Below are 12,483 nucleotides of genomic sequence, written 5' to 3' on the forward strand. Positions count from 1 at the left end.
AAGCTCTTGACCGTCTTTCCCCATGGTGTAATTGGCAACACTACGGTTTTTGGTACCGTCATTCTAGGTTCGAGTCCTGGTGGGGAAGCTTTTTTATCGCCCGGACTGAAGCTTCAACCAGGGGGTTTGATGGCTGGCCAACCGCAGAATATTCCGATGCTCGCCGGGGTGCTCACCCAGGCGATGACGGACCCCAAGCTGAAGGGGTTGAGCAAGCGGGTGGGGGAGCCGTCGCTCCACGTGACGGGCATTGACCAGGTACGTCCGTGGGCGGCCGCGACGATTGCTCGCACGGCCCCCGTCTTGCTGGTCACCGCGACGGGACACGAAGCGGAGGATCTCGCGGCGGAGCTCGGTGCGCTGCTCGGTTCCGAGCGTGTCGCGCTAATGCCCGCGTACGAGACGCTGCCGCACGAGCGATTGTCGCCCGCCGCGGACATCGTGGGCGCGCGCAACAAGGTTCTTCACGGGCTTGGAGAAACTGCCGTTGTAGTGGCGTCGGCGCGCGCGACGTGCCAGCCGGTGCTGCCCGCCATCGAGCCGATCGTGATCGAGCACGGCGAGGACTACGACTTCGAGGAGCTCACCGCGCGGCTCACCTCGTTCGCGTACGACCACGTGGACATGGTGTCGGGCCGCGGCGAATTCGCAACCCGCGGCGGCATCATCGACGTGTTCCCGACCACCGCCGAGCACCCCGTCCGCATCGAATTCTGGGGCGACGAAGTCACGGACATGCGCACCTTCGCCGTCGCCGACCAGCGCACCATCGACGACATCGCGCGCACCGAGCTCCACCCCGCACGGCAACTGCTTATCGACGGCACCGTGTCCTCCCGCGCCGCCTCCCTCGCCGAAGCCCACCCCGGCAACCGGACCCTGGTCGAGCTGCTGACCCGCATTTCCGACGGCAGCTACGCCGACGGCATGGAAGCGCTCATTCCCGCGCTGACAGACACCCGCTACGCGGTGCTGCCGGAGCTCATGCCGTCCGGGTCCGTGGTGCTGGTGACCTCGCCGGAAAAGGTCCGCACCCGCATCTCCGACCTGCAGGCCACTGACCAGGAATTCCTTGAGGCCGGCTGGGAAGCCGCCGCCATGGGCGCGGACGGTCCTGTGGCTGCCGAAGGCCTCGATGTGTCCGCGAGCTCCTACCGCTCCTTCGAGTCACTGGAGGTCTCCGCGCGCGAGGCGGGCAATGCGTGGTGGACCTTCGCTCCCCCCGGCATGTTCGCGGCGGGTGAGGACGACGCCACGACGTTGCCCCTTGAATTCGAACCTGCACCCGCACCGAAGGGCGACCCGAAACAGATCGAGGCACTCTACGGTCAGGTGAAGCTGCACCTGCAGAGCGGCGGCCGCGCTGCATTCGCCGCACCGGCGAAGGGAACCGTGGACCGCATGGCGGAGCGCCTGCGCGAAAACGGTATCTCCGCCCGCGTGGCCACCCCGGGTCTTGAGCCCGTTGACGGCCAGGTCACCCTCTACCAGGCCCTGTCCCACGCCGGCCTCACTTTCCCCGGCCCCGGCCTCGTCGTGTTCACCGAGACCGACGTGACCGGCAACCGCGTCGGCGACATCGCTGGCGCTAAACGCCGCGCCCCGCGCCGCCGCAACCGCGTAGACCCGCTCGCACTCAAACCCGGCGACTACGTGGTGCACGACACCCACGGCATCGGGCGTTTTGTGAAAATGGCCGAGCGCACGATCGGCACCGGCGAGGACTCGTCCCGCCGCGAATACATCGTTCTCGAGTACCAGCCGGCTAAACGCGGCCAGCCCGCCGACCAGCTGTGGGTCCCCATGGAATCGCTCGACCTGCTGAGCAAGTACTCCGGCGGCGAGCAGCCCACCTTGAGCAAGATGGGCGGCTCCGACTGGAAGAACACCAAGAAGAAGGCGCGCGCCGCCGTCCGCGAGATCGCGGGTGAGCTCGTGCAGCTCTACGCCAAGCGCGCGTCCGCGCCGGGCCACGCCTTCGCGCCAGATTCGCCGTGGCAGATCGAGATGGAGGACAATTTCCCCTTCGTTGAGACAGAAGACCAGATGGCCGCGATCGAGGCCGTCAAGACTGACATGGAAAAGCCCACGCCGATGGACCGCGTGATTGTGGGCGATGTCGGCTTCGGCAAGACCGAAGTGGCCGTCCGTGCCGCGTTCAAGGCAGTCCAGGACGGCAAGCAGGTCGCGGTGCTCGTGCCCACGACGCTGCTGGCCCAGCAGCACTTCTCCACGTTCAGCCAGCGCATGGACGGGTTCGGTGTGGACGTCCGCGAACTGTCGCGATTCACCACCGCCGCCGACGCGAAGAAGATCATGGCGGGGCTTGCCGACGGCTCCGTCGACGTCGTCATCGGCACCCACCGCCTCTTGCAGATGGGCGTGCAGTGGAAGAACCTGGGCCTCATCATCGTCGACGAGGAGCAGCGCTTCGGCGTTGAGCACAAGGAGCACATCAAGGCGCTGAAATCGCACGTCGACGTGCTCACCATGACCGCGACGCCGATCCCACGCACCCTGGAAATGTCGTTGACCGGTATCCGCGAAATGACGTCCATCACCACCCCACCGGAGGACCGCCACCCCGTGCTCACCTACGTGGGCCCGCAGGAAGACAAGCAAGTCGCCGCTGCGATCCGGCGCGAGCTGCTTCGGGACGGCCAGGTCTTCTACATCCACAACAAAGTCTCCGACATCGAGAAGACTGCCCGCCACCTGCGCACCCTCGTGCCCGAGGCGCGCATCGTCGTCGCCCACGGCCAGATGGGGGAGCAGCTCCTTGAGCAGACTGTGCAGGGGTTCTGGAACCGCGACTTCGACGTGCTGGTGTGCACCACCATCGTGGAGACCGGCCTGGACATCGCCAACGCCAACACCTTGATCGTGGAGAACGCCCAGAACATGGGCTTGTCCCAGCTGCACCAGTTGCGTGGACGCGTGGGCCGCTCCCGCGAACGCGGCTATGCCTACTTCCTCTACCCGAAGGACAAGGTCCTCACTGAGACCTCCTACGACCGTCTGGCCACCATCGCCCAGAACAACGACCTCGGTGCCGGAATCGCCGTCGCACAGAAGGACCTGGAGATGCGTGGCGCCGGCAACGTCCTCGGCGCGGAGCAGTCCGGGCACATCGCCGGTGTCGGCTTCGACATGTACGTCCGCCTTGTCGGCGAGGCCGTGGAGACTTACAAGGCGCTCATGTCCGGCGATGTCGTCGACGCCACCGACCAAGGCCCGAAGGAGATCCGCATCGACCTGCCCGTCGACGCGCACATCCCGGAGACCTACATCAACTCCGAGCGCCTGCGGTTGGAGAGCTACCGCAAGCTCGCCGCCGCGCGTGACGACGCCGAGTTGTCCCACGTCTCCGACGAACTCGTCGACCGCTTCGGCGAGATGCCCGAGGAAGTCCAGCGCCTCTTCGCGGTCGCCCGACTGCGCCACCAGGCCCGTCGCGCCGGTATTGCCGACATCACCATGCAGGGAACCCGCCTGAAATTCCACCCGGTGGACATGCCGGACTCCAAGCAGGTGCGACTCAAGCGCCTGTACCCCGGGTCGAATTACCGCGCCGCCGCGAAAGCGCTCCAGGTGCCGTTCCCGCGCGAAGGTGGAGCGAAGAAAGCCCTCAACGCGCCGAACCTGCGCGACGAGGAGCTGCTGCAGTGGATCGCGGACTTCCTCAGCCAGATGTTCGACATCGACGAGATCTCCGTCCGGGGCGCTAAAGAGGAGAAGCCGGCGAAAAAGCGCGTGTTCTCCGTCAGCGAGTAGCCTCCACCCAGTCCCGCGCGATCGCGGCGGGCTCCGCGCGCTCGTCGCCGACGTTACGTTCGTTCATTTCGGTCAGATCGCGGGTGGTCAGCCGCGCGTTCACGTCGTTGAGAACGTCCAGCGCGCCGGGCGGCAGCTCGCCCGCGCGGATCACTGGGACGATGTTCTGCGGCGGGATGAGGTTGAGGGGGTCCTCGAGAATCACTAGGTCCGGTTTCTCGCCCTTGCCCGTCACAGCCGGCGAGGTGGTGAAGATATTCGCCGCGTCCACCGCGCCTTCCGCGAGCGCCTGCACTGTGAGCGGTCCGCCGCCGTCGGAGATCGGGCGGACCGTGATCTTGCCGGGGTCGATGCCGTACACCGATGTCAGACCGGGCGGGCCGTAGCGTCGCTCCGCGAATTCCGGGGGAGCGGCGATGGTGATGTGGTCCAGCTTGTCCAAGTCGCCGATGCTGCGGATCCCGCGTTCCGCCGTCGCGGCGGTGACGCGGTAGGCGTCGGCGGATTCGGCGGGGCTGAACTCGCCCAATTCCAACGTCTCGGGAAGAGATTCGGCGAGGGTGTCGCGCACATCCGCCTCGTCGGCCTGCTCGGGCAGCTCCGCGTAGAAGGAAGCGAGGTTGCCCGCGTACTCGGGCACAACAGTAAGAGTGCCGTCCTCGAGTGCGCTCAGGTACACCTCGCGCGAGCCAATGCCGGGGGCGACGGTGGCCGTGAAGCCGGCATTATCGAGCGCCTCCGCCCAGATGTGGCCGATGATCTGTGCCTCAGGAAAATTGGCGGTGCCGATCACAATCGTGCCGGCATCAGCCTCGACCGTGGGGGTCTGATCTGATCCGGAGGTGTCCAGCGGATCGCCTTGCGCGCACGCGGCGAGCAGGAACGGCAGCAGCACCACGAGAGATTTCACGCGTGTCATGCGTTCTCCTTAACGTTCAGACCCGCCGGCGTGGCCCACCGTTGCACGCCGGCGAGAATAAGGTCGATGACGAGGGCGAGAAGTGTGACCACGACGGCGCCCGCCACCATTCGCGCGTAGTCCTGCACTGCCAGCCCGTCGATGAGGTACCGGCCCAGACCGCCAAGGCCGATGTATGCCACGACGGTCGCGGTGGCGAGCACCTGCACTACGCACGACCGCAGCCCGCCGAGCATCACCGGGGCAGCCAGCGGCAGTTCCACGCCGAGCAAGATCTGTGTCTCGCTGTAGCCGGCGGCGCGGGCGGAGAGCACCACGTCGCGCTCGACGGAATCGAAACCCGCGACAATTCCCGCCACAAGCGGGGCGACGGCCAGCAACACGAGAACTATCAGCGACGGCACGATCGGCCAGCTGATTCCGCGCGGCAGCGAAATAGCCAGCCACGTCAACAGCCCCAGTTCCGGCAGAGCGCGCAGTGCCCCCGATATCGCGACGACGGCGTTCGCGCCCTTTCGGCTGTGTCCGACTGCCACGCCGACGGGCACGGCGATCAGCGCGGCGGCAAGGACAGCGAGCGTTGTGTAGGCCAGATGCTCGGCAATGCGCGCGCCGAAGCCGGTCGGACCGGACCAGTGGGAGGGGTCGGTGAGGTAGGAGGAGGCGTCGATAAGCGGCTGCACGTTAGGACCTCCACGGCATGGTGAGGCGGGCGAGGAGGTTCAAGGCGGCGTCGAAAAGCAGCGCGAGCGCGACGGTGCCCACAAGCCCGGCGATGATCTCGGTGGGAAACGCGCGTTGGAAGCCTTCGGTGAACAGCGTGCCCAGCGATTCCACCCCGATGAGCGCGCCGACCGAGATGAGGCTCACTGTCGACGCAGCCACGACGCGCATGCCGGAGACGAGACCGGGTCCCGCCAGCGGGAATTCCACCGCGAGGACACGCTTGAGCGGCGAATAGCCTTCCGCGACCGCAGCTTGCCGCACCTCCGCGGGCACCGCGTCGAACGCGTCGGCGGCGCTGCGCACCATGAGCGCGAGGCCGTAGAGCGTCATCGCTACGACCACATTGAGCGGCGACAGGATCGACGTGCCCAGTACGAGCGGCATGAGAATGAACATGGCTAGGCCCGGAACCACGTAAATCAGACTCGTCGCTGCCACGATCACCTCGCGGAACCGTCCCGAGCGGTGTGCGGCCCACCCGAGCGGCACCGCCAACACGAACGTGAGCACGACCGCCGGCAGCGCGATCAGGACATGCCGCCACGCCAGTCCGCCGATCATCGCCGCATTGTCCGCGAGCCACGCCCAGTTCACTGGAGCACCCCTTTCACGCGGCCCGCCGCATCCACTACGACGGTCTCCTCGCCACGCCGCTCGGTGCGTAAGCTGCGCGATTGCGTATCGACGAACCCCCGCACCCTCTCATTCGCCGGTTCCGCCATGATTCTCTCCGGGCTATCCGCTTGCTCGATCCGCGCCTGTTCGCCGAGGACCACCACGGTGTCGCCGAGGAAGAATGCCTCGTCGATGTCGTGGGTGACCACGAGAATCGTGGTGGCCAGTGTGTCCCGCAGCTGCACTATCTCCCGCTGCAGATCGCGCCGCACGACCGGGTCCACGGCGCCGAAAGGCTCGTCCATGATCAGGACATCCGGCTCATTCACTAATCCCCGCGCGACCCCGACACGCTGCGCCTGCCCGCCGGAAAGCTCCGCAGGATAGCGCCCGCTCAGCTGCCGGTCGAGCCCCACGAGCTCTAGCATTTCCGTGGCTCTTTTCCGCGCGTCCCTTTTGCCCGCGTCGTTGAGCCGCGCCACGTCCGCGATATTGTCCAGGACCGTCCGGTGCGGCATGAGGCCCGAGTGCTGCATGACGTACCCGATGCTGCGGCGCAGCTGCACCGGGTCAGAGTCGGCCACGTCCTCGCCACGGACGAGCACTGCGCCTGTGTCAGGGTCCACCATGCGGTTGACCATGCGAAGCAACGTCGTTTTACCGCACCCGGACGGGCCGACGAACGCGGTTGTTGAGCCCTCCTCAACCCTCAGCGAGAAATCCTCCACCGCTGGCTTCGCGCCGCCCGGGTAGGTCTTGGAGACGTTACGGAACTCGATCACCATGACCAGCGTACTGCGGTCGCAGGTTGCCGGTGGTCTAGGCGGCGAAGAAGAGCGGCATGACGAGCAGCATGGTGATGCTCCACGTCAGGTGCACCGCGATGGAGGAGTAGAGGCGGTGGGACCGGGAGGCTTCGTAGTAGCACACCGCACCGAGCACACCGGCGGCGAAGACGAGCAGCGGAACGCCCATCGCGATGGTGACCAGGCAGTAGAGTCCCACGGACAGTGCACCTACTTTGACCTCGGCGGATGCCCCGTCAGTGCGTAACCGTGCGCGCAGCTGCCGCGGGACCATGTCGCGGTAGACCAGCTCCTCACCGATACCGTTGATCACCAGGACAGCGAGCGTTGGTGCGAGCCCGCCTTGGTTGGGAGTGTCCAGCAGCTCCGCCACCGGGCCCGCCAAGAATGGAATTCGGGCGACCACGAGCGCGCCGGCAAAGAAGACCACGGCGAGTGCCGCGCCGAGCAGGACGCCGCGCGCAGTCTGTGGCACCGCACGCGGGCCAGCGAACGCGTCGCGCGAGCCCCAGAACCGCCAGCCCGCGGCGTAAACGCAGGCGGTGAACACGGTCAGCGCGTAGAAGCTCGGCGAGCCGTCGCCGGCCTGCCGCGCGCAAAACAGCCCCAGCGCACCCACCACGCAGGGAAGCAGGAACCACCAAGATGAGGTCGTCGATTCTCGTGTCATGTCGCACCTGAGTATAAGCCTTGCCCCGTGCACGCTGAACAGCAGGAACAGCCGGGGGTGCGGCGACGCGCCAGAGCTTTTTACTGCCGCGTGCCGACCGTGACGTAGAATCTTGCAGACTGCGCCCCTATAGCCCAATTGGCAGAGGCAGTCGACTTAAAATCGATTCAGTCAGGGTTCGAGTCCCTGTGGGGGCACTTTCTTCTCTTTACCGCGCCGGGTCAATGACGTGGATGGTCACCGGAGCTGACGTGAGACGGTACGTGCCTGGCTCGGAGTCCAGCACCGCCAGTATCTCGTGGCGCAGAGCTGTGTTCACGCTCACCGTCAGGTGCGGGCCTGATACCGCGTCCTCGCCGTATTCGGTGCCGGGATTCGCGGCGGGAACGAACCGTGCCCAGGCCGCATCCCCGACGACCGCGAAGGGGCGGTCATACCCCAACCGCCACTTCATTGCCCGCAGCAGGTGCGCGGCGGCGTGCGTGGTCAAGTCGATCCGGCCAGTCGCATCGACGGCGAAATACCCCGAGGACACCGCCGCGATGGAGGAACCGTCTGCTTCGGTGAGGGAGGTGAGGGGGTGGGTGAAGGAGGCGTCGATAAGCAAGGATGCCCTGTTGTGCGCGCCGACGCCGAGCGGCAGCGCATCTCCGAGCAAGCCCGCGAACTTGAGTGGGTCCCAGCGCAGCGCCGCGTCGAGCTCGTCCGCGGTGACTGGCACGGCGTCGATGAAGCGGACCCGACCCGTCGGTGCGCTGAGCATGGGGACCAGCGGGTCCTGCACGAAAATGAACCCGCTTAGCGACGCCCCCTCGCACACCGGCACCCGCAAATCCATGTAGTGGCCGGGCTCGATCGGGTAGCCCGACGCGCGCTGGTACCGCGCCAACCCGCGCAGCCGCCGCACAGGCCACGCGGGCGGGGACGGCTCGTCGGGGACGCGGAGGGTGAGCTCGTCCTGGATCCCCGCGACCGGCACCGACGACCGCGTCCGCGACAACCCGTACGTCACGTACAGCAAGTGGGGGACAGGTGTGTCGAAGCGGTACACGAGCACCGCGATGTCCTCCGAAAACGCGAGCTCGCCGTGGATCTCCTCCGGCACCGCGCCCGCGACGCGCTCGAGGTGGGCGAGCAAGTGATCGCCGCCCGTCTGGCGGCCCATGCCCGCGCCGCGCCCGAAGAAACCCCACCTCTTGGCCATGCCTCCATACTATTTCGCGCCGACCGGGAACGAAACGGAGCCGTGGGGCGTTGGATAGTATGATCGAACATCGATTTCAACACCGCTTGGACGAACAGAAAGGACCCCAAGAAGCGTGAAATCCAACAACCCCGTCTTGACGCGCCTCCCGCAGGCCCAGCAGAACAACGGGTACGCCCAGCCCCAGGCCGGTTACCCGCAGCAGTCCCCGTACGGCCAGACCCAGTACGGCGAGACCCCCGACTTCGGCCAGGGCTACGGCGCCCCAGCCGAGCGCCCCATCACCGTCGACGACATCGTGACCAAGACCGGCATCACCCTCGCCGTCATCGTCGCGTTCGCCGTGCTGAACTTCGGCGTCGGCTTTGTCAACCAGTCAGCGGCGATGCTGCTCACCTTTGTTGGCGCAATCGGCGGTTTCATCACCGTCCTCGTGCACTCCTTCGGCCGTAAGTACGGCTCCGCCGCCGTGACCTTGATCTACGCGGCATTCGAGGGCCTCTTCGTGGGCGGCTTCTCCATGCTGCTGTCCGGTTTCCTGATCGGCGGCGAGGATGCGGGCGCCATGATCTTCCAGGCAATCCTGGGCACCATCGGCGTCTTCGCCGGCATGCTCTTCGTGTACAAGACCGGCGCGATCCGCGTCACCCCGAAGTTCACGCGCATCGTCACCGGCTGCATCATCGGTGTCGCTGTTCTCGCGCTGGGCAACCTGCTGCTGTTCATCTTCACCGGCAGCTCCCCGCTTCGCGACGGCGGCCCCATTGCCATCCTCTTCTCCCTCTTCTGCATTGTCCTCGGCTCCCTGAGCTTCCTCACGGACTTCGACACCGCCGACAAGCTTGTCCGCACCGGCGCTCCCGCCAAGATGGCCTGGGGTGTGGCTCTCGGCCTCGCCGTGACCCTGGTCTGGCTCTACACCGAGATCCTGCGCCTGCTGTCCTACTTCAACCGGAACTAACCACCAACATCCAAGCGGATTGAGCGGCTCGCACCTCGGGTGCGGGCCGCTATTTCATGCTTATCGACGCCCCGTCACTTTCATGGAACCGCCCTTTTGCGCACGTCAGGAACGTCTTTCGGTTTCGTTTATCCACAGAACGCTGACACGTCACCACGGTTATCCACAGGTTCCGGGCTGTGTCCTTTCCTTGGTGGTTGTTGGGTTTTAGCGTGTGGGGCATGAACGAGTTCGCAGTCCACGTGGGCGCTACCGGCAGCGCCGTTGATGCCTTGGCGCATTTCGATGCCCAGGTGCTTCTCGATGCCGGTGCTAACCCCGCCAACGTCCGCGACTGGAAACTCGCCTTCAACGCCTACTACGGCGCAACCCGGTTTACCCGGAAGCAGGCCCAGGCCATCCGCATTGCCCGTGAGACGGGGAAGTCTCTGGATCAGTTGGTGTTGATCGAAAACCAACTCAAAGCAGTCACACCGGCAAGTGAGACGTGGCGGCTCCGCCTCGCGTTGCTGTCGGTGCGCGGGGACTACAACACCTTGAAGCGTCGGGCGAAGACCATCATCCCCGATCCGGGTGCTGACACCCCCGCCCCGGAGTCCACGGTCCGGTTCAGCACACCGAAGAAAGGCAAACGTTCCTTTACCGCCACCGGTGACGACAGTTTCATCGCCGCCTTGGAGTATGCCCTGCGACGAGATCTGAACCCGGATCGTCCCGCAGGGCCGCAGATGTACGAAGCACTCACGGAGATCTTGAAAGGGGATGGTGGTGTGGCCGAGGCTGTGCCCCGCCCGCTTGTGGTGGTCCCGCTTGAGGAGCACACCAAGATCCTGCGGGGTGAAGTGTCCTGGGTTTAGTTCCGATCATTTCTAGAGAAGGATTGGAATCATGCCAAGGAAGTACAGTGACGAGTTCAAGGCCAAGGCAGTGCGTTTGGCTGAGGATCTCGTTGAGCTCGAAGGGTGTTCGAAATGGGGTGCAGCCGTAGAGATCGGTGAAAAGCTCGGCATTCCAGCGCACACGCTCAACGATTGGTTGAAGCCGAATATGGCCTCGTCCGATGTTGAGATTGGCGCCGGCGAGTCAGCGGCTGACGAGCTGAAGCGGCTCCGGAAAGAGATTAAGGAGCTACGCAGGGCTAACGAGATCTTGAAAACCGCGTCAGCTTTTTTCGCGGCGGAACTCGACCGTCCCACCAGAAGATGATCGAATACATCGATGCGTATCGCGATCGCTTCGGGGTCGAGGCTATCTGTCGCACCTTGAAAGAGACAGAATGTGGGTTCATCACCTCTCGCGGTTACCGAGCAGCGAAAGCACGAGCGCCGTCGGCGAGGAGTTTGTCAGATGCGCTGCTTATTCCTGAATTGGTGAGGGTCTACGAGGACAACTTCAGCGTCTACGGGGTCCGCAAGATGTGGAAGGCTATGCAGCGCGCCGGCTGGAACATCGGTCGTGATCAGACCGCGCGTTTGATGAAGCAAGCTGGTATTCAAGGCCGCAGGCGTGGCCGCACACCGATGACAACGCTTCGGGCCAACGTGCCGGATTGCCGCCCTGACCTGGTCAACCGTGACTTCACTGCACCCGCGCCGCACCGGTTGTGGGTCGCTGACATCACCTATGTGCGCACCTTGTCTGGTTTTGCCTACACCGCGTTTATCACTGATGTGTACTCCAGGAAGATCGTCGGTGTGGCGACTCGGGCGAGCATGCGTACCGATGAACTGCCGTTGGAGGCCTTTGAGCACGCCCTGTATCACGCTGGTGATCTTCGCTCAGAAGGGCTTGTCCACCACAGTGACCGCGGCTCGCAGTATGTCTCGATCCGTTACGGTGAAGCGCTCACCCAGGCAGGTATCGATCCGTCTGTCGGCACCGTCGGCGACTCCTATGACAACGCGTTGGCTGAAACGGTCAACGGGCTCTACAAAACAGAGCTGATTTATCCCCACCGGCCGTGGGCATCGGTCGGTGAAGTCGAGATCGCCACCCTTCGCTGGGTGCACTGGTGGAACAACCAGCGACTTCATCAATCCCTGGGATATATCACTCCACAGGAGATGGAGGACGCCTACTATCAACGATCAGACGCTCAAACGTTGGGCGTTAAATAAGCGGAACAAAAACCAGGACGCTTCAGGGTGAGGGCAACGACACCATCCTGGGACTATCTGACGGCACCACCATGACAGGTGCGGAGTATTTGGCCCGGTTCCATGGTGAGGATCTGGAAGTAGCTATCTTCCATCCGCAGGCGGGTGCGGTGAACCTGTACGACACGAAACGTTTCGCCAACACCAAGCAGCGTGACCTTGCCCGAGCAACACTCACAACGTGTCCGGTGCCGGGGTGCCGGCACGCCGCGGATCATTGCGAGGTGCATCATGTCACCGCGTGGTCACGCGACGGACAGACCAACATGGACAACCTGGCGGTGGTGTGCAGGTACCACAACCGCACCAACGACGATGACCCGGACCACAAACACCGGGGACGCATCGAGATCAGGGCCGGAACCCCGGTATGGGTATCCCCCAGGGGACGACCGGCGGCGAACACCACCCACCAATACGGTGCCATGCACCTGTTGTTCGGGAAACAACGAGAATAACCCGAACCATACGGCAACCACGGTAGCGGGAGGAAGCCAGAAGCTGCGGAAATAGCTGGAAGCTGCGGGCAGTAGACGCACAGCCGAAACACGAGCTGGGACAACCGGGACGGCCGGGGGCGAAGCATGCCCACCGGCCCTACAAGCATGCCCACAACGCCGCGTACGAGAAAACCCCTGCACCCGCCGGCTGA

Annotated in this window: 11 protein-coding genes, 1 tRNA gene and 1 other annotated feature; of the genes, 6 read left to right on the top strand and 6 right to left on the bottom strand. The window is 64.9% G+C overall.

Going from position 1 to position 12,483, the window contains the following annotated elements:
• The first annotated feature begins 129 nt into the window (after positions 1 to 129).
• Positions 130 to 3,774 carry a transcription-repair coupling factor gene (mfd, locus tag CZ338_RS01330; protein WP_235839376.1) on the top strand — a complete coding sequence of 1,215 codons (3,645 nt, stop codon included), beginning with the start codon at positions 130 to 132 and terminating at the stop codon, positions 3,772 to 3,774.
• Here the strand turns inward: mfd and CZ338_RS01335 are convergent.
• Genes CZ338_RS01335 through CZ338_RS01355 form a run of 5 tightly spaced genes read right to left on the bottom strand, consistent with a single transcriptional unit; the run spans position 3,764 to position 7,510 of the window.
• On the bottom strand, positions 3,764 to 4,693 hold the full coding sequence (locus CZ338_RS01335) for an ABC transporter substrate-binding protein (RefSeq protein ID WP_087116389.1): 930 nt from the start codon (positions 4,691 to 4,693) through the stop codon (positions 3,764 to 3,766). The genes mfd and CZ338_RS01335 overlap by 11 nt on opposite strands.
• Positions 4,690 to 5,376 (bottom strand): ABC transporter permease, encoded by a 687-nt coding sequence (locus CZ338_RS01340; protein ID WP_087116391.1) that lies wholly within the window; start codon positions 5,374 to 5,376, stop codon positions 4,690 to 4,692. The genes CZ338_RS01335 and CZ338_RS01340 overlap by 4 nt, the downstream gene beginning before the upstream one ends.
• A 1-nt stretch (position 5,377) precedes the next feature.
• Complete coding sequence (locus CZ338_RS01345) at positions 5,378 to 6,013, bottom strand: ABC transporter permease (protein ID WP_235839377.1); 636 nt, start codon at positions 6,011 to 6,013, stop codon at positions 5,378 to 5,380.
• A complete protein-coding gene (locus CZ338_RS01350) occupies positions 6,010 to 6,816 on the bottom strand; it encodes an ABC transporter ATP-binding protein (protein WP_087116769.1) in 807 nt (268 codons plus the stop codon). The genes CZ338_RS01345 and CZ338_RS01350 overlap by 4 nt, the downstream gene beginning before the upstream one ends.
• A 37-nt stretch (positions 6,817 to 6,853) precedes the next feature.
• Complete coding sequence (locus tag CZ338_RS01355; protein ID WP_087116393.1) at positions 6,854 to 7,510, bottom strand: CPBP family intramembrane glutamic endopeptidase; 657 nt, start codon at positions 7,508 to 7,510, stop codon at positions 6,854 to 6,856.
• 123 nt (positions 7,511 to 7,633) lie between these two features.
• Here CZ338_RS01355 and CZ338_RS01360 point away from each other — a divergent pair.
• Positions 7,634 to 7,707 (top strand) — tRNA-Leu (locus CZ338_RS01360).
• Positions 7,708 to 7,718: 11 nt separating this feature from the next.
• Here CZ338_RS01360 and CZ338_RS01365 read toward each other — a convergent pair.
• Positions 7,719 to 8,714 (bottom strand): suppressor of fused domain protein, encoded by a 996-nt coding sequence (locus CZ338_RS01365; protein WP_087116395.1) that lies wholly within the window; start codon positions 8,712 to 8,714, stop codon positions 7,719 to 7,721.
• A gap of 115 nt (positions 8,715 to 8,829) precedes the next feature.
• On the opposite strand from CZ338_RS01365, the gene CZ338_RS01370 reads away from it, so the two are divergent.
• From CZ338_RS01370 to CZ338_RS01385, 4 genes are all read left to right on the top strand, one after another.
• A complete protein-coding gene (locus CZ338_RS01370; RefSeq protein WP_087116397.1) occupies positions 8,830 to 9,675 on the top strand; it encodes a Bax inhibitor-1/YccA family protein in 846 nt (281 codons plus the stop codon).
• A gap of 221 nt (positions 9,676 to 9,896) precedes the next feature.
• Positions 9,897 to 10,532, top strand: coding sequence for a hypothetical protein (locus CZ338_RS01375; RefSeq protein WP_087116399.1), 636 nt, complete (start codon positions 9,897 to 9,899; stop codon positions 10,530 to 10,532).
• A 31-nt stretch (positions 10,533 to 10,563) separates the two neighbouring features.
• Positions 10,564 to 11,792 (top strand): IS3 family transposase gene (locus CZ338_RS01380; RefSeq protein ID WP_143341226.1). Its coding sequence is split into 2 segments (ribosomal slippage): positions 10,564 to 10,840 and positions 10,840 to 11,792, totalling 1,230 coding nucleotides; the frame shifts between segments, so codons are not numbered across the junction.
• Positions 10,839 to 10,938: a sequence feature (AL1L pseudoknot), on the top strand. Its footprint overlaps the gene before it by 100 nt.
• 71 nt (positions 11,793 to 11,863) lie before the next feature.
• Positions 11,864 to 12,289: an HNH endonuclease signature motif containing protein gene (locus tag CZ338_RS01385; RefSeq protein ID WP_087116401.1), complete on the top strand. Its 426-nt coding sequence runs from the start codon at positions 11,864 to 11,866 to the stop codon at positions 12,287 to 12,289.
• Positions 12,290 to 12,483: the final 194 nt, after the last annotated feature.

Source organism: Corynebacterium urinipleomorphum, assembly GCF_900155535.1.
GTDB lineage: Bacteria > Actinomycetota > Actinomycetes > Mycobacteriales > Mycobacteriaceae > Corynebacterium > Corynebacterium urinipleomorphum.

Bases quoted from the DNA above. Each gene is read 5' to 3' on its own strand.
- CZ338_RS01335 (WP_087116389.1), bottom strand. From the start codon at position 4,693: ATGACACGCGTGAAATCTCTCGTGGTGCTGCTGCCGTTCCTGCTCGCC.
- CZ338_RS01365 (WP_087116395.1), bottom strand. From the start codon at position 8,714: ATGGCCAAGAGGTGGGGTTTCTTCGGGCGCGGCGCGGGCATGGGCCGC.
- CZ338_RS01375 (WP_087116399.1), top strand. From the start codon at position 9,897: ATGAACGAGTTCGCAGTCCACGTGGGCGCTACCGGCAGCGCCGTTGAT.
- mfd (WP_235839376.1), top strand. From the start codon at position 130: ATGGCTGGCCAACCGCAGAATATTCCGATGCTCGCCGGGGTGCTCACC.
- CZ338_RS01385 (WP_087116401.1), top strand. From the start codon at position 11,864: ATGACAGGTGCGGAGTATTTGGCCCGGTTCCATGGTGAGGATCTGGAA.
- CZ338_RS01355 (WP_087116393.1), bottom strand. From the start codon at position 7,510: ATGACACGAGAATCGACGACCTCATCTTGGTGGTTCCTGCTTCCCTGC.